Annotated in this window: 16 protein-coding genes; 14 read left to right on the top strand and 2 right to left on the bottom strand. The window is 62.9% G+C overall.

Going from position 1 to position 18,825, the window contains the following annotated elements:
- The 13 genes from ACH49N_RS37045 to ACH49N_RS36985 all read left to right on the top strand — a co-directional run.
- Nucleotides 1–816, top strand: an 816-nt coding sequence (locus ACH49N_RS37045) for a transposase (RefSeq protein ID WP_397505139.1), incomplete at its 5' end; no start/stop codon positions are given.
- Nucleotides 817–1,113: 297 nt separating this feature from the next.
- On the top strand, nt 1,114–1,566 hold the full coding sequence (locus ACH49N_RS37040) for a nuclear transport factor 2 family protein (RefSeq protein ID WP_358276153.1): 453 nt from the start codon (nt 1,114–1,116) through the stop codon (nt 1,564–1,566).
- A gap of 1,261 nt (nt 1,567–2,827) precedes the next feature.
- Complete coding sequence (locus ACH49N_RS37035) at nt 2,828–4,432, top strand: GMC family oxidoreductase N-terminal domain-containing protein (RefSeq protein ID WP_358276155.1); 1,605 nt, start codon at nt 2,828–2,830, stop codon at nt 4,430–4,432.
- A gap of 97 nt (nt 4,433–4,529) precedes the next feature.
- A complete protein-coding gene (locus ACH49N_RS37030; protein ID WP_358276156.1) occupies nt 4,530–5,831 on the top strand; it encodes a cytochrome P450 in 1,302 nt (433 codons plus the stop codon).
- A 3-nt stretch (nt 5,832–5,834) separates the two neighbouring features.
- Nucleotides 5,835–7,100, top strand: a complete 1,266-nt coding sequence (locus ACH49N_RS37025) for an FAD-dependent oxidoreductase (RefSeq protein WP_358276158.1) — start codon at nt 5,835–5,837, stop codon at nt 7,098–7,100.
- Between the two features lie 90 nt (nt 7,101–7,190).
- A complete protein-coding gene (locus ACH49N_RS37020; RefSeq protein WP_358276160.1) occupies nt 7,191–7,838 on the top strand; it encodes a TetR/AcrR family transcriptional regulator in 648 nt (215 codons plus the stop codon).
- The gene (locus tag ACH49N_RS37015; RefSeq protein WP_358276161.1) at nt 7,828–9,375 is read left to right on the top strand and encodes a GAF domain-containing protein; all 1,548 of its coding nucleotides are present in this window, start codon (nt 7,828–7,830) and stop codon (nt 9,373–9,375) included. The genes ACH49N_RS37020 and ACH49N_RS37015 overlap by 11 nt, the downstream gene beginning before the upstream one ends.
- Complete coding sequence (locus ACH49N_RS37010) at nt 9,365–10,012, top strand: response regulator transcription factor (RefSeq protein WP_358276163.1); 648 nt, start codon at nt 9,365–9,367, stop codon at nt 10,010–10,012. Before ACH49N_RS37015 ends, ACH49N_RS37010 begins: the two co-directional genes overlap by 11 nt.
- A gap of 383 nt (nt 10,013–10,395) precedes the next feature.
- The gene (locus ACH49N_RS37005; protein ID WP_358276165.1) at nt 10,396–10,914 is read left to right on the top strand and encodes a TetR/AcrR family transcriptional regulator; all 519 of its coding nucleotides are present in this window, start codon (nt 10,396–10,398) and stop codon (nt 10,912–10,914) included.
- A 419-nt stretch (nt 10,915–11,333) separates the two neighbouring features.
- Complete coding sequence (locus ACH49N_RS37000) at nt 11,334–12,527, top strand: CoA transferase (RefSeq protein ID WP_358276166.1); 1,194 nt, start codon at nt 11,334–11,336, stop codon at nt 12,525–12,527.
- Nucleotides 12,524–13,492, top strand: a complete 969-nt coding sequence (locus tag ACH49N_RS36995) for an alpha/beta hydrolase (RefSeq protein WP_358276168.1) — start codon at nt 12,524–12,526, stop codon at nt 13,490–13,492. The genes ACH49N_RS37000 and ACH49N_RS36995 overlap by 4 nt, the downstream gene beginning before the upstream one ends.
- Before the next feature lie 57 nt (nt 13,493–13,549).
- Nucleotides 13,550–14,749, top strand: a complete 1,200-nt coding sequence (locus tag ACH49N_RS36990; protein WP_358276170.1) for an acyl-CoA dehydrogenase family protein — start codon at nt 13,550–13,552, stop codon at nt 14,747–14,749.
- Between the two features lie 252 nt (nt 14,750–15,001).
- On the top strand, nt 15,002–15,139 hold the full coding sequence (locus tag ACH49N_RS36985) for a hypothetical protein (protein WP_358276171.1): 138 nt from the start codon (nt 15,002–15,004) through the stop codon (nt 15,137–15,139).
- A 494-nt stretch (nt 15,140–15,633) separates the two neighbouring features.
- Here ACH49N_RS36985 and ACH49N_RS36980 read toward each other — a convergent pair whose 3' ends face one another.
- Together ACH49N_RS36980 and ACH49N_RS36975 are read right to left on the bottom strand one after the other, a co-directional pair.
- Nucleotides 15,634–17,010: an MmgE/PrpD family protein gene (locus ACH49N_RS36980; RefSeq protein WP_358276173.1), complete on the bottom strand. Its 1,377-nt coding sequence runs from the start codon at nt 17,008–17,010 to the stop codon at nt 15,634–15,636.
- On the bottom strand, nt 17,007–17,951 hold the full coding sequence (locus tag ACH49N_RS36975; RefSeq protein WP_358276203.1) for a CoA ester lyase: 945 nt from the start codon (nt 17,949–17,951) through the stop codon (nt 17,007–17,009). The genes ACH49N_RS36980 and ACH49N_RS36975 overlap by 4 nt, the downstream gene beginning before the upstream one ends.
- Before the next feature lie 233 nt (nt 17,952–18,184).
- Between ACH49N_RS36975 and ACH49N_RS36970 the strand changes: the two genes are divergently transcribed.
- The gene (locus ACH49N_RS36970) at nt 18,185–18,610 is read left to right on the top strand and encodes a response regulator (RefSeq protein ID WP_358276175.1); all 426 of its coding nucleotides are present in this window, start codon (nt 18,185–18,187) and stop codon (nt 18,608–18,610) included.
- Nucleotides 18,611–18,825 lie beyond the last annotated feature (215 nt).

The raw sequence follows: 18,825 nt of genomic DNA, 5'->3' as shown, positions 1-18,825 counted from the left end.
GCCGGACGCGACGAGGCCCTGGCCGCGGTCCGGCGCACGACCGGGGAGCTGGCCGATCTGGCCGAGACCGCCGCCACCGATGCCGAACGGCTGCTGACCAACGCGAAACACGCGCTCCGCCGGGCACGCGCCAAGGCCACAGCCCAGAGGACCCAGGGCGAGCACGACGCAGCCGCCGGACGTCGGCGCGGACGCCTGGCCCGCGCCATCGACGACCTCGAGGACCTGGTCACCGCCACCCGGCAGATCACCACGCAGACCCGACAGCGGTTGGCCGGGCAGACCCCGGACGGAGCCACCCGACGAGTCAGCCTGCACGATCCCGACGCCCGGCCCATCGCCAAGGGACGACTCGGCAAGCCCATCGAGTTCGGCCACAAGGCCCAGCTCGTCGAAGGCGACGACGGCGTGATCGTGGACCACAACGTCGAACGCGGCAACCCGGCCGACGCACCCCAACTGGCACCAGCCGTGGATCGGGTCCGCAAACGTGCCGGGCGCCCGCCACGCACGGTCACCGCCGACCGCGGTTACGGCGAGAAAGCCATCGAGGACGACCTCCGCGACCTCGGCGTGCGCAACGTGGTGATCCCTCGCAAGGGCAAACCCTCGGCTGGCCGGCGAGCCGAGGAACACCGCCCAGCGTTCCGACGAACAATCAAGTGGCGCACCGGCGTCGAAGGCAGAATCAGCGCACTCAAACGGGGATACGGCTGGGACCGCACCCGCATCGACAGCACCGAAGGCGCCAAGATCTGGGTCGGCCACGGGGTCCTGGCGCACAACCTGGTCAAGATCAGCACCCTGGCAGCGTGAAGGAAGCGGATCGGGGGGACTTACGCCCAACCCAATCCTGACCGGCCGAGAACAGCCAAATCATGCTCACCGTGGCGCCTCGTTTTTCAGGTCGAAGTAGCTAGGGGTGATTCCCACACGGAATCGCGCGATGCCATTTTGCGCCTACCTTGACCCCTCATGTGTGACGTAGATTACCGACTAGTCGTTGCGGTGACGCTGCCACCCATAGGTCAGACGTGAAAAACCCAGCGACGTATTAGCTTTCCGCTGATCCGCGAAGAGCACCCAAGCTAAATAGGAGTAATTTTGTCCGACTTGTCCACCACAGCAGAACAGGTCCAGTGGCTGTCCGACCGGGCGCAGATCCACGATCTAGCGCTTCAATACGCGCGATGCGCTGATACCAAGGATTGGCAGGGATTCGCCGATCTCTTTGCAGATGATGGGCGAATCCTCTGGCCCTTAGGGCAAATCGACAAAGAGTCGATTGCTCGGAGCGTGGAAGTCATCCTGAGTCCATTTGAAAGGACCCATCATCTGTTCGCCAACATCGGGATCCAGATCGACTGCGACACCGCACGCAGTAACCACTACCTCCAGGCAGTACACGTGGGTTCCGGCGAAGACTCGGGTAGTCACGCCGACATAGGGGGCTGGTATGACAATCACTACCGCCGAACACCGGACGGCTGGCGAATCGTCAGTGTCAAGTTGACCTTCGTGTGGAGCGGCGGCGCCGACTTCAAGCCCGGAATCCCTGCGGAGTAAGTGCACTGGTTGCGCAATCTTTGAGTCACTAGCCTGGTCCCGATCTTCCTCTTTCGGTAAAAGTATGGGTCTTTATCATCGCGAATGCGAATGTGAGCATCGAACGCGCCCTAAGAGATGGTTCCGACTATGACTTCCGCGACGGCATTGTGCAGTCCGATTGCAGTCCCTGGTAGCCAGGAAATTCCATCAAACATGGGTGCGACTCGAGGGCTTGGCACTGTCACCCCCCCAGGGGTCGGGCGGAGAGTGGTTCAGCCACAGAGAACACCGAGCGCGCCCGACCTGCGTCTGCCATCGCTGGGGGGTAACAAGGATGAACGACACGTTCTCTTGTAGCGAGAGAATGAGTCCACGGCTCCGAGTCGCCGTAAGTTCGCTTCCCAGTTCAAGGGCCGACAAAAGAGCAGTTTCTCCCACGGCGACATGCGCCCCGCGTTCCGATGATCATAAATTCGCGCTATCCGACACTCGTCTGAGGAACTGGTTGCACAACGCCGACATCGAGGACGGCATCCGACTCGGGCTCACCGGGGACGAGTTCCGTCGAACTACGAGAAGCCCGCAGGCGTATCCGGCTGCTCGAACAGGACGCGAAGGCGGCGCGTAGGGCAATGGCGTGCCTATCGCACGATGTCAACCTGAATCGATGTTCTCGCTGGTCCGTGATCTGTTTCAATCCCTGAGAACCACTGCGCTCAATGCGATCTGGGTTCTATAGTCGCCAGGCGACCGACCTGCCCCAACCACAGCAGAAACTCGTGTCGATAGAACGTGACGACACGAAGGTGATCAAGAAGTACTACGCCGCCACCACTCCGCATCGGCGTGCAGACCAGCATGAGCGGCCGTTACCGGAAGTGCGACGGCCATCGTCGCCGACACATACTCCACCATCAAACTCCACGGCCGTCCAATGTCAGGTACCGGCATTGACGACCGAGCTCATCGTCCTCGCTATGGTCAAGAACGCTCCCACGAAACGGTCGATGCCACGCGAGCATTCCTGTATGAGTTAAATTGACGAACAGACTTGGCGAACATCTTGACGAGGCGACGGGGACCTAACAGTGGCTCCGGCAGTGATCTCCCCACGGCATCACGCGATGCAATCTTTGCATCTACTCAATCCGCCGGGTGTGACATAAATTACTAGCCATGCCAAGGGATTCGATCCCCCACTCTGAGATCTCTATTGCTGAACGGCATTGCGGCCGTTGATGCATCTGAGGACCCTTTCAAATTCCGATGGAGACCTGTAGTGAAGCAGTGTGACTATCTGATCGTCGGAGCAGGTTCGGCCGGCTCCGTCCTCGCCGACCGGCTGAGCGCCGACGGAGCACGTGTCCTCGTCCTCGAGGCCGGTGGCTCCGACGATGACCCCATGGTCAAGATTCCTGCCCTGTTCGCCGGAATGTTCCAGGGACCCAACGACTGGAATTACAATTCCGAGCCCGAGCCGGGACTGCACGGGCGGCGCCTGTTCCTGCCACGCGGGAAGATGCTCGGCGGCTGCTCGTCGATGAACGCTCTCATCTACATGCGCGGTGCTCGCACCGACTATGACCGCTGGGTCGACGACTTCGGCGCCACCGGGTGGTCATACGACGAGGTGTTGCCGTTCTTCAAGCGGTCCGAGAACAACGCCGACATCCACGACGAATACCACGGCCGTGACGGCGGCCTGCATGTGACGCGCGATCGCTGGCTTTCTCCTCACGCGGAGTCCTTCGTCGATGCTGCCGCTTCCAGCGGCATCGCCCGAAATGACGACTTCAACGGCGCTCAGCAAGACGGCACCGGCCTGTTCCAGGTCACCGCACACCAGGGTCGGCGATGCTCGGCGGCGGATGCGTTCCTGCGGCCGGCGATGGAGCGGCCCAATGTCGAGGTCGTCACCGGCGCCCTCGTGCGACGGATCGTGCTCGACGGGAACCGGGCGGTGGGCGTGGAGTACATCGAGGACGGTTTTCTACACACGGCGGTCGCCGACCGTGAGGTCATTCTCAGCGCCGGCGCCTACAACTCCCCGAAGATTCTCATGCTGTCGGGAATCGGCCCGGCCGATCACCTGCGGGAGATCGGCATCGACACCGTCCTCGATTCTCCGCACGTCGGCCAGAACCTGCAGGATCACCCGCTGACGTTGCTGCACTGGGACACCGACAGCACGGAAACGATCGGTGACCTCGCCCAGCCCGCTCACATGGAACAGTGGCTCGCGGACGGTACGGGCAAGCTGACCTCGAATGCCGCCGAGGCAGCGGTACTGTGGCGATCCGACTCCTCCCTGCCCGCCGCCGACTTCCAGATGGTATTCGTCCCCGGCTTCTTCTGGGATCACGGTTTCCGCCGACCGACGGTCGGCGGTGTCACGATCGGACTGTCCTACAACGGCCCGTCCTCGTCGGGTTCGGTGCGGTTACGCTCGTCCGATCCGACGGCCCCACCGCGCATCGTCAGCAATCTGCTCTCGCAGCAGTCCGAGGTGGACGCGGTCATCCGCGCGATCGGCTTGGCCGAAGAGATTGCGGGTCGACCGGAACTTTCCGCGGCGTTCGGCGAGCGGGTCAACCCGGGCCGCAGTGTCGGCAAGGCCGAACTCGCCGCCTGGGTCCGCGCCGACACACAGCACATGTACCACCCCACCAGCACCTGCCGGATCGGCGTTCCGGGAGAGGGTGTCGTCGATCCGGATCTGAGGGTCCACGGCATCGACGGTTTGCGGGTCGTGGACGCCTCGATCATGCCGAGAATCGTCTCGGGCAACACCAACGCCCCCGCGATCATGATCGGTGAGCGTGGGGCGGATCTGATCCTCGGCAAGTCCATCGACGTGGCCGCCGCCGACGCTGTCGCCGTCTAACCCGAAACCGTCACGAACAACGTCGACTCACTCCAGTTCAGCTCTTTCTGCACATCGATCCGGTCGATCACATCGACCGGAGGAGGTATTGAACACCATGACTGCACACCTGACCGAACAGGACTACCGCGTTCCCGAGAACATCGCGAAGGCCGCCATCCTGCCGGAGTCCTACACCGACGAGCAGGCGGTCACGTATCCGGCATTTGCCTGGCTCCGCGCGAACAACCCGTTCGGTGTCGCGCATGTCGAGGGATACGACCCGATCTGGCTTGCCACCAAACACGCCGACATTCTGGAGATCGAAAAAAATCCCGCGGTGTTCGCCAGCGGCATGGACGAGCCGAACATCAACGACAGTGCCAGTGCGGGCTTCCTGAAAATGGTCAACAGCGGTGGAAGCCGCACCCTGGACACGCTGGCCTACATGGACGCACCCGAGCACACCAAGATCAAGAACGTCACCAGCGCCTGGTTCATGCCCGCGAGTGTGCGCAAGCGCGAAGACGACATCCGCACGTTGGCCAAGGAGGCGGTCGACCGGCTGCTCTCGTTCGACGGCGAGTGCGATTTCGTCAAGGACTTCGCCATCTTCTACCCGCTGCGGGTCATCATGAGCCTGTTCGGGGTGCCGCCGGAGGACGAGCCCCGGATGCTCACCCTGACACAGGAAATGTTCGGACCTGCCGACCCGGAGACCCAGCGGGCCGAGATGGTTCCGGAACCGGATGCGATGGCCCGTATGTGGAAGTCCGCCATCGACGACTTCTCCACGTACTTCAACGATCTGGCCGCCGAACGCCGAAAGAATCCTACCGATGATCTCGCGTCGATCATCGCCAACGCCAAGGTCGACGGGGAGTACCTCTCGCCCTCGTTCATCAACGGTTACTACGTCGCGATCGCCACGGCCGGTCACGACACCACCTCCTCGACCGTGTCCGGTGCCATCAAGGCACTCGCCGACAACCCCGATCAGCTCGAGAAGGTCCGCGGCGATCTGTCACTGATTCCCTCGCTGGTGGAGGAAGCCGTCCGGTACATCTCCCCGGTCAAGCACTTCCAGCGTGTCGTCACCCAGGACCACGAGTTCCGTGGCCGCCAGCTCCACCGCGGCGACCACGTCATGTTGCTGTACCCTTCGGCGAACCGGGACGAGGAGGTCTTCGACAACCCGGATCAGTTCGAAATCACTCGGCGCCCGAACAAGCACATCGCCTTCGGTCACGGTCCGCACATGTGCATCGGTCAGCACGTGGCCAAGCTGGAGATGCGGATCCTGTTCGAGGAACTGCTCCCCCGCGTCCGCAAGGTCGAGGTTGTCGGGGAACCCAAGTATGTGGCCGCCAACTTCCTTTCCGGCCTGAAGTCCCTTCCGGTCAGCATCACGAAGGCCTAACCGATGAGTACGGAAACCTCCGTGGTCGGCGCCGTCATCATCGGCGCCGGCCACGCCGGCATCACCGCCGCAGCACTTCTGCGCCAACGCGGATTCGACGACCCGATCACCATCATCGGGGACAGCGAACACCTGCCCTATCACCGCCCCCCGTTGTCGAAGTCCTATCTGTCCGGTCCCGACGGTGCACTGGACCCGCTGCGGCCGTCCGAGTTCTACCGCAGCGAGAGAATCGACCTCATTCGCGGACAGCAGGTTTCGTCGATCGATCCAGACCGAAAGCTGGTGCGCCTCGACGACGGAACCACCCTCGAATACTCGTCGCTGATCCTGGCCACCGGGGCACACCCACGAGATCTGACCATTGCCGGATCCCAACTGCGCGGTGTGACCAGCCTGCACAACTACGAAGACTCCCTGGCGCTGCGCGAACTGCTCGGCGCCGGTCCCGGAACCAAAGTCGCCATCGTCGGCGCCGGATACGTCGGTCTCGAGGTGGCCGCCGCGGGCCTCAAGCACGGGGTGGACATCACCGTCGTCGAACGCGCCGACCGCGCCCTGGGCCGAGTAGCAAGCCCAGACCTGTCGGCCTGGCTTTCGGGATACCACCGCGACCGCGGCACCCAACTGCTGACCAGCGCAGACCTGCAGGAGTTCCTACCCAGACAGGACGGGGCGGTCCGCGCTCTCCGCCTGGCCGACGGCACGGTAATCGACTGCGACGGTGCGCTGGTGGGGGTCGGGGTTCTCCCCTGTGACGGATTGGCCCGCGCGGCCGGCATCAACTGCGACAGCACGGGCGTGATAGTCGACGCCGACGCTCGTACCTCGGTGCCGGCGGTGTACGCGATCGGCGATGTCACGAGCCGACCGGTGCCTCCCTACCCTGGCCGGTTCCGTCTCGAAAGCATCCCCAGCGCTACCGAGCAGGCCGGCCAGGCGGTCGCCGCCATCCTCGGGCTGGACGCTCCCAAGCCGGAGGTGCCGTGGTTCTGGTCGGACCAGTTCGACGCCAAGATCAAGATCGCCGGCCTGTTGGTGGACGCGACGGTCGCGGTGGTTCGCGGCAATCCCGCCGATGATCGGTTCGCGGTGTTTCACCTTGCCGAGGACGACACGGTGCGCGCTGTGGAGACGGTCAATTCTGCGCCCGAGTTCATGGCCGGCAAGCGGTGGATCGCCGACGGCGTACGCATCGACCCGCAGCGCATCGGGGATCAGTCGATCGCACTGCGTGACCTGCCTGCCAGCGCTCCCATCCGTTCCTGATCGAGCGGAATACCCGCACTCAGATAGGAGGTCACACCGCTCGTCACTATGGTAGGTGGTGAACAACCAACTAGCTCCGGGAGGTGCCCTGTGACCGACTCTGTTCGTTCGGAAAGCCGGCAGGAAGAACGCTCGGGCCTGTCGACCCGGCGCCTGCTTCAAGCCACGGCCCAGTTGATCGCCGAGGTCGGCTATGACCGGACGACCCTGGCCGAGATCGGCAAGCGTGCAGGTTACAGCCACGGTCTGGTCAGCCGGCGATTCGGAAGCAAATCCGCGCTCGTCGAAACCCTGATCGAGAAGCTGAGCGAACGCTTCGGACACGAGCGACTCCCGGGAACCCTTTCCCACAAGATTGGCATCGACGCACTCCTGGCAGTCGTCGACGAGATCCGAAAGGACTCTGCGAACTCGCCCGAATCACTCCGCGGCTTCTATGCCCTGCTCTTCGAAGGCCTCAAACCGATCCCCGAGTTGCACACCTTCGTCGCCGACCTCCACGCGGAATATCTCGACAGTCTCACCCGACAGGTCGCAGCCGGCCGCCGGACCGGTCGACTCCGCCAAGGGGTCGACCCCGCCGAGATCACCGAACTCACCGTCAACGCTCTCCGGGGCCTGGCATACCGGTGGTTGCTCGACGAGGACCGCGTGGACTTCGACCGTGGCCTCGATTCGCTCGCGCGTCAGCTCCTCCAACTCGCCGCCCCACCCGAGGACCGACGAGATGGCCGCTGACCAGGCCGGCAGCGATTTCAGGACCCCGCACGAGGCCCTGGTCGACCTGAGCAACGAGGGGCTCGCGATCCTCGACCTCACCGGCTGCTACCTGACCGTCAACCCCGCCGGCCAGCGCATCCTCGGCTCCGGCGCTGCCGACCTGATCGGCCGACGAGCGGTATTCCTCGGCGACCCTGACCAGCCGAAGTCGGAAAATCGCTGCATCGACGGAACGGTGTGGATCGGCACCGCCGAAGTCGAATATCACGTCCGCCCGGCCCAGGTCGACACAGGTGAAGCGTACCGAGTCGTACGGTTCTGCCCCACCGACTCCGCTGTGCGTGACAGGCGTGCGCTGGTCGCCTTCACCCGGACTGCGGCTGCCATCGCATGTGAGAATCAGCTTGACGTCGTTCTCGACAGGCTCGCAGCCGAGGTACGCGACACCGTGGGGATGGCGACCTGCGCCGTCATCGTCGTCGACGAGGCCACCGGCGCACTCCACCATGTCGGCAGGTCAGGACTTCCCGTCGACTACGGCGAACGAATCGAGTTGTGCCGGCGCCAGGGTGCGCCCTTGGCCACCACGAAAGCGATCGACGAGGCGCGCGTCGTGGTCTCGACGAAGTTTCGCGACGCTGCTCTCGCAGACCCTCGATGGCAACCGGTCCACGACCTCCTTCGCACCATGGACTGGGACACATACGTCGCTGTTCCGTTGGTCGTCCGAGACAAGGTAATCGGCGTGCTCGCCGGCTTCTTGGCCGAGGGACGAGCGCCCGACCGAGAAGATATCCGTTTCATCGCCGCGATGGCCGACCAGGCGGCGATCGCGGTGTCGAACGCGCAGATGTTCAAGCGCCTCGAGCTGCAAGCAGCACGGGAAGAACGCCGGAAACTTGCCCGGGATATGCACGATTCGGTCACTCAGGCATTGTTCTCACTGTCGTTGCGGACCAAAGCTCTCGAAGTCAGCGTCGACACCGGTGAGGACATCGACCTGGTCGAACAAATCCGGCAGATCCACGAACTCGTCTGTGGGGCGCAAACGGAGATGCGGGCCCTGATCATGCACCGCCGCCCCGCCGCCCTCGGCGAAGAAGGATTGGTCCCCTCAATCCGCAAACACGTCGCGGCGGTTGCCGCGCGTGAGGGCCTATCCCTGACGGTCGAATCCGACGACGAGTTCTACGAGCTCGATGAGACCGTCGAAGAAGACCTGTTCATGGTTGTCGGCGAGGCGATCCATAACGTCGTCAAGCATGCGCACGCGACTGGTGCGGTCGTGCGGATCCGGCGGTCGTTCGCGGACGCATCGGTCTTGACGGTGACGATCATCGACGATGGAGTTGGTTTCTCCGGTCCGAGCGATGACCAGCACTCGTTCGGCCTGGTTTCGATGTCGGAGCGGGTGAAAGCACACGGCGGAAAGCTGACCGTACGCTCCCGCCCTAAAAGCGACCCAGCACACGGCACCACTGTACGTGCGGAGATCCCCAGTTTGAGTCCCCTCGGTGATCCGGGCGCGGGAGATGAGGTAGTACATGATGGATGAGATATCGGTATTTCTGGTCGACGACCATACGTTGGTTCGCCACGGGTTGAGGGCATTTCTCGCCACGCAAAAAGATGTCATCGTCATCGGTGAGGCCGAAAACGGGAAACAGGCAATCGACAAGCTCCGGGCGCATGCCGCAGCGGGCCAACTACCCGATGTCATCCTGATGGACCTCGTCATGCCCGAACTCGACGGTGTAGGCGCTATCACTGCCCTACTCGCAACGCATCCGGACCTGAAAATAATTGCATTATCAAGCTTTTCGGAGACCGAACGGGTGCACGCCGCGTTGCAGGCCGGTGCCACCGGTTACCTGCTGAAGAGCTCGGACCCCAGCGAGATCATCACCGCCATCAGATCGGCGCAACGCGATCAGGTACACCTCGACCCGGCTGTCGCGCAGGTACTCGCGCGGTCCATGAGAACCGGTCACGGGGCCGCCCTGTCTGCCCGGGAACGCGAAGTGCTGGCGCTGGTGGCTCGAGGCTACTCGAATCAAGAAATCGCGGATACGCTCTTCCTCAGCGAACGAACCGCTCGCACGCATGTCAGTCACATCATCTCCAAACTTGGCATGTCCTCGCGAATTCAAGCGGCGCTCTGGGCGATCCGAGAGGGCATCGCGACGTTCTGAGCCGCGTGTACATGGGTCGAATGACTCTGGGTGATCGATGCGTCGATCACGCCCACGATCGTCTCCGGCAACCCAACGCGCCGACTTCCGGGCGCTCCCGCGCGAGGTTCATGCCAACCGGTCCCGGCTCGACGTCGACCGGAGCAGTCACGCAGTCGATCCGGGGTCCATCCCCTGGCGGCAGGGCGGGATCGACGGGAAACGACGCATTCGCAGCGACAAGCTCAAGCTGATAGGTAGCTACTAACTCGGAGGGCGGGTGTCGGGGTGACCGGTCTCGAGCACTGAGAACAAGCACTCGGAACGCTCAAATCTCTCCACCCGACGTCTATTGCAAGCTACCGCCGAGCTCATCGCGGAAGTGGGATACGACCGTACGAACATTGGCCGAGATCGGCAAGCGCGCCGGATACAGCCACGGCATGGTCAGTCGACGGTTCGGCAGCAAGTCGGCTCTGGTCGAGGCCCTCATCACACGGCTCAGCGAACGCTTCGGTCACGGACAACTGCCCCAGACTGGGGCCCATAGCGCCGGTATCGACGCCCTGTTGACCGTTGTCGAGGAGATAGGAAACGGCGCCGCAAACTCGACCCAATCAATTCGAGGCTTCTACGCATTGCTCTTCGAAGGCCTCAAACCCATCCCCGAACTTCACGGTTTTGTCACCGATCTGCATGCCGACTACATCGGAAGCCTCACCGAGCAGGTCGCCCGCGGGCTTCGAACCGGCCGCCTCCGAGATGGCGTCGATCCGGCGGAGATCACCGAACTGGCAGTTAATGCCCTGCGGGGCCTCGCGTACCGATGGATGCTCGACGCGGATCGAGTCAATTTTGCCGGCGGGTTGACCAGCCTCGCCCGCCAACTCGCCCTACTGGGTGCCCCCGACGAGCACGCTTGACCCGGCCGCCAGCTCGTCATCGACGGCGGGCGCGATGGCGGCAGTGTTGGCCGTCTTGGATTACAGGGCGCGGTCTCTGCTGGCGGACCCCGCCGAGTGCTCGATTCTCTGCCGTGACAATTCCGAACACCCAGGTGCAGAACTCTATTTTGTCGCCGATGACCTTGCCTAGATGCTCGCCAATTGCGGGGTGCGAGGTCGCATTGCGACGAATGTCTCGATTGAGACGCGTCCACCGACCCTGTTGTGACGTCCACCATAGGTCTTGACTTGATTGAGGGAATGGCTCGCCCACATGAGGGCGTACGTGTACCCGCAACATCTCGACCCCGCCGCTTGAACACGGAGCTGCTTTGGAACTGATGCGACTCGAGTTAGACCTCCCGCCGCGCAGTGTCAGCTCAACGAAGGAGAACGCTATGACCGGCCCACTTTCGGGTGTGCGCGTCATCGACTTGACCGCCGCACTTGCCGGACCGTACGGCACCATGATTCTTGCCGACTTGGGAGCAGACATCATCAAAGTCGAGCCACCGGGAGGAGAGGTCACGCGCAGAGTGGGGCCGTACCCGACCAGCACGGACGGTCAGCAAACGCTCGGTGGGTACTTCCAGAGTATCAACCGCGGAAAGCGGAGCATCGTTCTCGATCTCAAAACCCCGCAGGGGCACGCGGAGTTACTGGACCTGGTCCGCACTGCCGACGTCGTGGTCGAGAACTTCGGCCCCGGCGTGGTCGAGCGACTCAATATCTCCTACGACGAACTGCGCAGCGTCAATCCGCGTCTGGTGTACGGATCGCTGACTGGTTTCGGGGCGGCGTGGTCGGGTGAAAGCCCCTACATTGATTGGCCGGCAATGGATATCACCATCCAGGCCATGGCGGGGGCACTGAGCATCACGGGAACCGAAGACGGAAAGCCCGTCAAGATCGGCCCCGGCATCGGGGACATCTTCCCCGGGACAATGTTGACGATCGGCGTTCTGGCCGCACTGTGGGAAGTTCAACAGACCGGGGAGGGGCAACAGATCGACGTGTCGATGTTCGACGCCATGCTCTCCCTCTGCGAACGCATGGTCTACCAGTACTCCTACACCGGACAGGTACCCAAGCCGATCGGCAACACGCACCCGATTCTCACCCCTTTCGACGTGCTCGAGGTCAAGGACGGCTGGATCGCCATCGCCGCTACCACCCAGCTGAGGTGGGAAGCGCTGTGCCGCATCATGGAAATGCCGGATCTCATCACTGACCCCCGGTTCCGGAACGAGGGTTGCCGTGTCGAGCACCGCTCCGAGATTCGGCACATCCTCGACACCTGGTCGCGCGACCTCACTCGGGCGGAGCTCCGCGAGAAGTTGGGTGGCAAGGTTCCGTTCGGGCCTGTCAACGACATCCGGGACATCTTCGGCGACCCCCACGCATGGGCTCGAAAGATGCTCGTCGAGATCGAAAACCCCGGATCCACCCAGCGGGCGATCGTTGCCGGGCAACCCATCAAGTTCAGTCGAACTCAGGCCACTGTCGGCGCCCGAGCACCTCAGCTCGACGAGCACGGTGATGCCCTGCGTGCCGAGGCCCGCGCCGCCACCGCTCACGGAGCCGCGAGGTGACTGCCTACAAGGTGAGCCCAGAATTTACCGAACTGGTCGAGCGTTTGCGCGAATCCCCCTTTCGCGCCGACACCACGACCGTGCCCGAACTACGTGCCAACTTCGAACAGTTCGCAGCCTCCTTCTACAACCCCCCGGCGGCCGAATTCGGACCCGACAATGCGAACGGCGTCGACGTCGAGTGGACCCGAGTCCCCGACTGTGATCGCTCGCAGGTCGTGCTCTACCTGCACGGCGGCGGCTACTCCATCGGATCGATCGAGGGATATCGCGACTTCTGCGCACGCATCTCGGAAGGCTCCGGTTCGACGGTGCTGTCGGTCGGCTACCGATTGGCCCCCGAACACCGGTTCCCCGCTGCCCTCGATGATGCGGTCACCGCTTACCGCTGGCTCATCGATTCGGGCGTACGCGCTGATCGGATAGTCGTGGCCGGTGATTCTGCCGGCGGCGGATTGACCGTGTCGATGATGGTGGCACTGCGTGATGCGGCAATCGCGCTACCTGCCGCCGCCGTGTGCATCTCTCCTTTGACCGACCTGGCCCACACCGGGGCATCGGTACTCGAAAAGGCCTACGCCGATCCGATCGTCACCCCGGAAGGAAGTCATTCCTACGCCGTTCGCTACCTGGGCGAACAGGGCGATCCGACCGATCCCCTAGCCTCGCCGTTGTACGCCGACCTGCACTCGTTGCCACCGGTGCTGATCCAGTGCGGAACAGCCGAGGTACTACTCGACGATTCGCTCCGCTTGGCGCGCAAGATCCGGGACGCCGGTGGCAGTGTCGATCTCGATGTGTGGCCCGAGATGATCCACATCTTCCCCTTCTTCGCATCCAAGGTCCCGGAGTCGCAGCGAGCGCTGAGATACCTGACCGCGTTCGTCGCACAGGCCTTTGGCCGTGAGAAGGACCCGTCACACGCGAACAACTCGGTCGCCGCGACGGCGACGTTGAAATCCTGAACTCCCATTGGAAGTGAGTCAACATTGCTGACAGAGAATCGAAACAAGAGTCAAGACGTGCTGGTGGCGGTCCAACCACCGCAGCTGCAACCGCCCTGGGTGACCGCCGAACGCACTGAACTGTTGACCACTGTCCGCGCCTTCAGCAGTACCGAGGTCCTTCCCGCGGCGAATCTCCATGACCGGACCGAAAAAGCGATTCCGGCCCACCTCATGAACCGACTCGCCGAGTTGGGATACTTCGGGATCACAGTCCCTACCGAATACGGCGGCCTCGGTCTCGGGGTCTTCGAATACGCCATGATCTCGGAAGAACTGTCCCGGTCATGGATGAGCGTGGCCTCGATCATCGCTCGCTCTCAGGGACTGGGAACACGTTTCGACGACCCGAAACGCCGAGACGAGTTGACCAGACGCAGTGCGCGAGGTGAGTGGATCGGGGCAGCAGCGTTTTCCGAGCCCGACGCCGGATCGGACCTGGGCTCGATTCAAACTACCGCCCGCCGGGTCGGCGATCGGTACATCATCAGCGGTCACAAACGATGGTGTGGAAACGCTTACGAGGGCGACTTCATCCTGGTCATGTGCCGAATCGAGGACGGTCCAGACCCAGGTCCCATCCGGACGTTCGCCCTACAAAAGGAACGCAACAGCTTCCCTACAGGAGTCACGGGCGAACCAATCGACAAAATCGGCTACCACGGCATTGTCAGCTGGAATCTCACCTTCGACGAGGTGCACGCAACCGCTGACGACATGGTCGAACCGTTCGGCTTCTCCGGGGCAGAAGGCCAGGGATTCAAAGCGGTCGTCAACGGGCTGAACGTCGCCCGAGTACAAACAGCTGCACGTGCCGTCGGCCTTGCCCGGGCAGCGCTCGAAGACACCGTCGCATACCTGCAGACGCGTGTTCAGTTCGGATCCCCACTGGGAGACTTTCAAGCCCTTCGATTCACCGTGGCGGACATGGCCGCAAAGGTGGCTCAAGCCCGCACGTTCTACCAGTACGTCGCGAACCTGATGGACAACGGCGTGGCCTGCGAACAAGAAGCCGCAATGACGAAGTTGCTGGCGACGGAAATGGCGGTCGAGGTCACCGGGCAGGCACTACAGTTGCACGGCGGCAACGGTTACACCCGCGAGCACTCCATCGAGCGGTATTGGCGAGATGCGCGGCTGACCACCATCTTCGAGGGCACGAGCCAGATTCAGCAAAAAATCATCAGTGACCGAATTCTGCCGCGTCCACCGCGCTGACCGACTCCACAATCCGTTCGCCGCCGGCTGACTGGATAGTGAAGAACGCCCTGCACTCTGTGACGCAATGAGGAACAGACGTCGGGGAAGCTCCGCGTGCCCGGGGGTCGCGCGGAGCGTACCCACCGCGGTCGCCGCGCGCATCCCCACGCCGCCGCGACCGCGTGGGCGACCATCACCGAGACCACCCCGTCTGCACTCGAGCCGACTACCGACTTGGTTTGGCGGGCTCGAGTTGCACACGATCAAGCGATGAGTTCCTCGATGTCGACGCCACGGTCTCAGCAGTCTCCCGGCGGCACCCGTCCGCAACCACGCCTGTCCACCTGCACCAGTCACGTCGACCCCGGCACGAACGACACCGGCGGCAGCCTGTGTGATGCGCAGTAGTTGCGGTCTTGATCGTGCCCTGTTTCGTCGATGCACCGACACGCTGGGCGTGTACTCGCCGGACTACGCAGGATGGTGTCGGTCATTATGCCCGACGGTGCGTTACGTTCGGACACTTTACCGGGGGATGTTCACCAGGTGCTGGCGGCCCTGCTCACGATGCTCGCGCATCCGACAATTTTGCCGCGGTCGTGGACGACAAGTCGCGTGTGCATAGTGCGGTACGCGCTCGGCTGTCCGTTCCCGACCCGGCGCGCTGGCACCCCACGCTCTTGTCAGTCCGACAGGGCCGATGACCTTGGCGCGGCCTTGTTGACGTGAGGGCGCGACGGCACAGCCCACACTCCACGAACTCCTGGTGGGTGGCGACCGTACCTGCGAACCAATCCACTGGGGCTCCAACTGACCGTGGGGTTGTTATCCCAATCTGGCGGCGACCGTCGGCGAGCACGTGTGCGGCTACGCAGTCTGTGCTCACGCGAACGGTGGAAGTCCTACTGCTCGCCCGATAGCGGCACCAAATCATCGGCAATGGTGCTCATGTCAGGGCAGTGCGCTAGGTTCGTGATCCGATCGGCGAGTTTCGCAGCGCGCTCGTAGCTGATGATCGGCGCGGCCAGGGTGGTGAACTTGCGCCTCACCTGCACGACCCGCTCGCTGTCGGACAGATGTATCCAGCTTTCGTTTGCGTCGGCCGATGCCGACGCGAGCCGGTCACCGGTGAAGAACACTCGAGCATCGGTCCTGGTTTTGTCCATCCAGTCATTGGGGCGCAGACGCACAACTCGTGCCAGCCGCTGTACCGCAGGGTCGGCGAGGGAGGCTGCAGTGAACTGCTCGACGCCCGCGGCGCCATGGATGAGGGCCGCTGCGATCACGAAGGCGATGCTGAATTTGGCTTCGAGCGCCGTGGTCGGTGCGGCGATGGTGCACACTCCGACGCAGATTTGAGGAATGTCGAGCTCGATGCGCTCGATCGTTCCGGCGTCGAACAGCGGATCGGCACGCAAGGTCAGCGCAGCGTCGATGGCTGCGTGGGTGCCGAAACATGCTGCATAGCGCTTGATTCGAGTATCCCGAACGAGCCACAACTCATCGAACCGCGCGTGCAGCCAAGCCTCGTCGATACCGGTTGAATGGGTGGGGACAAATCCCTGTTCCCCGAGGACCGAATCGCTCGATGCCACGAATCCGTTCATTGCCAGGCGCGCTGCCAGAATGCCGGCCGCAGCGGCGCGGCCCGCGTGCAAAGGCTTACCCATCGAGCCGAACATTGCTTTCAGTCCCGCAGCCTGGGTCGCGGCCACCCGCAGAGCGGTCGACATCTGATGGGGGTCGGCTCCGTACATCTGCGCTGCCGCTGCCGCTGCGCCGAATGTTCCGATCGTCCCCGTGGTATGAAACCCGAGGTCGTAGTGGCTCTTGCCAACAGCCAATCCGAGTCGTTCCTGAACTTCATAGCCAGCGACGTACGCGGTGATCACGTCCGCGCCGCTCGAACCGATCTCGTCGGCTACCGCCATTACAGCCGGCAGAATAGGAGCCGAGGGGTGGATACCCGAGCCCGGTGCCCAATCGTCGAAGTCCAGGGCGTGGGCGGCTGTGCCATTGAGCGTTGCCGCATCGATCGCCGACTTCTTCAAGGTCGTGCCCCAGATCCGGGACGGACCGCACCCAGTGCCCTCGACGGTCAGGGCTTTGCGCATGATCTCGGTCACGGGTTCGTCCGCGCCCGCCAGTGCGACACCGATGGTGTCGAGAATGTTTCGGCTAGCTGTTGCCACGACGTCGTCCGGAAGGTCGTCGAAGCGGAGTTCGGCGGCGGCGACAACCAACTGTCTGAGCGGACCGCCGCCGTCTCTGATGCTCACCGAGCGAGTTCAGCTGTTCGCGTCAGACCCGCTCGTCGTCCTTTTTCTGCGGTGACGAGTGCGAGTTTGCGGCTGGCCTCATCGATCATTTCACCGTTGAGCATGGCAGCGCCCCGTCCTCCGCCGTCAGCAGAGCGGTGGTAGTCGTATGCTTCCAGAATGGCTTCGGCCTTGTCGTAGGCGTCCTGCGCGGGCGAGAACACCGTGTTCGCGGCCTCCACCTGGGTGGGATGGAGCACCCATTTACCGTCGAAACCGAATGCAGCGGCGTGCACTGCTGCCCGGTGGAATCCTTCGGTGTCCCCGATGACAGCATAGGGGCCGTCGATGACCTGTAAGCCGTACTTGCGTGCCGTCATCGCGAGCGTCATGAAGACAGGATCGATGGGGTTGTGTCCGCCGTAGCTGTTTTCGCCGATCACCAGGGTCGGAATCTGCATCGCCGCCATGAAATCTCCGGGACCGAAAATGAGAGTCTCCACTCGCGGAGTCGACGCTGCGATGTCATCGACGATACTCAGACCCGACGGGCCCTCGATCTGTACTTCGATGCCGATCTTGCCCTCCGGCAGCCCCAGGTCCCGTTCGAGTTGGCCGAGCAGGACATCGAGCCAATGAATGTGCGCGAGCTTCTCCACCTTGGGAAGCATGATGCAATCGATGATTTTGCCGGCCCCCCGGACGATTTCGATGACATCGTCATATGCCCACCGAGTTTCGGCATCGTTGACCCGAACGACGACGACCTTTCCGCGCCAATCTCCTTCGTGTAGAGCTGTGAGGATATTGGTGCGTGCGGCGACCTTGGCCGATGGCGCCACAGAATCCTCGAGGTCGAGGAAGACCTCGTCGACCGCGAGGCTCTGCGCTTTGGTCAGCATCTTTGGATTGCTACCCGGCACTGCCAAGCAGGATCGGCGTGGACGGAAAGTACGGGTCATCAAGAACTCACCTTCGATTCGAATCAACGACGACCGGTTGCATACACAGTCGAAAGAGTTATAAGCGCATTCGCTCCAGCCGAAAGCGTACCCAGAAACCTGGTTGACGAACAGGGGCTTTGTGGGCATCGAGCCAGGACGAGACATTTGACTCGGCCATTCCGGGTCGCTGGACTCTACGTGAGTGGCGTCACAGCTGATTTGATGGTACGCACACCGAGACAGAGGATTTGATGGACATGCTGCCAGCTGCATCCGTCCCACGCGATCCGGGTGCCGGGCCTTCGATCATGGTCGTCGACTCGGACAAGAGAGCACGTTCGGCGCTCAAACGGCTCATGGAGGCGACCCACACGAACGCACGGGTTATCGAAATTGCCGATGCTGCAACGGCACTATCCGAAGCACAGTCGGCACCATTTGATCTCATCTTGGTCGACATGCGGCTACCCGACCCTGCAAGCAGCTGCGAACTTATCCGGAGGATTGGCCACGATCAGTATGTCGTGGCGCTGAGTGTGAGGCAGGACGACGCGCGGCACGCCAGGGCGGCGGGTGCACGCGATTTCGTCTGGAAGACGAACTCGTCGGACCTGATTCTTCAGGCGGTGCGGGCAAAATCTGTTGTTTCCGCATCGGCTGCTGAACCGTCGATGTAGTCACCACCGCCCAAGGCTGATCACAAAATTGCAGATTCGGCTTTCGCACTACAGCAGCCGGCACCGGGGTCCCGTGCGGCACCTCGTGTCGGGCTCGACGCGGCGCGGGGGCGCGGCAAAGAGGAGCTTTCACCGTCGCTTCGCGCCTGCGCATCACCGTTTTATTTAGCAACACTGCTGACGTCCACGACAGGACGGGCAGCCTCAACAGATCG

Source organism: Rhodococcus sp. NPDC019647, assembly GCF_044389235.1.
Classification (GTDB): Bacteria; Actinomycetota; Actinomycetes; order Mycobacteriales; family Mycobacteriaceae; genus Rhodococcus_F; species Rhodococcus_F oxybenzonivorans.
The sequence above is the reverse complement of the archived record's forward strand: the minus strand, read 5'-3'. Positions and strand labels throughout refer to the sequence as shown.

What these genes read in the sequence shown, in the direction of transcription:
- ACH49N_RS37030 (WP_358276156.1), top strand. Translation starts at nt 4,530, where the DNA reads ATGACTGCACACCTGACCGAACAGGACTACCGCGTTCCCGAGAACATC.
- ACH49N_RS37025 (WP_358276158.1), top strand. Translation starts at nt 5,835, where the DNA reads ATGAGTACGGAAACCTCCGTGGTCGGCGCCGTCATCATCGGCGCCGGC.
- ACH49N_RS37015 (WP_358276161.1), top strand. Translation starts at nt 7,828, where the DNA reads ATGGCCGCTGACCAGGCCGGCAGCGATTTCAGGACCCCGCACGAGGCC.
- ACH49N_RS37010 (WP_358276163.1), top strand. Translation starts at nt 9,365, where the DNA reads ATGATGGATGAGATATCGGTATTTCTGGTCGACGACCATACGTTGGTT.
- ACH49N_RS37000 (WP_358276166.1), top strand. Translation starts at nt 11,334, where the DNA reads ATGACCGGCCCACTTTCGGGTGTGCGCGTCATCGACTTGACCGCCGCA.
- ACH49N_RS36985 (WP_358276171.1), top strand. Translation starts at nt 15,002, where the DNA reads ATGAGTTCCTCGATGTCGACGCCACGGTCTCAGCAGTCTCCCGGCGGC.
- ACH49N_RS36975 (WP_358276203.1), bottom strand. Translation starts at nt 17,951, where the DNA reads ATGACCCGTACTTTCCGTCCACGCCGATCCTGCTTGGCAGTGCCGGGT.
- ACH49N_RS36970 (WP_358276175.1), top strand. Translation starts at nt 18,185, where the DNA reads ATGGACATGCTGCCAGCTGCATCCGTCCCACGCGATCCGGGTGCCGGG.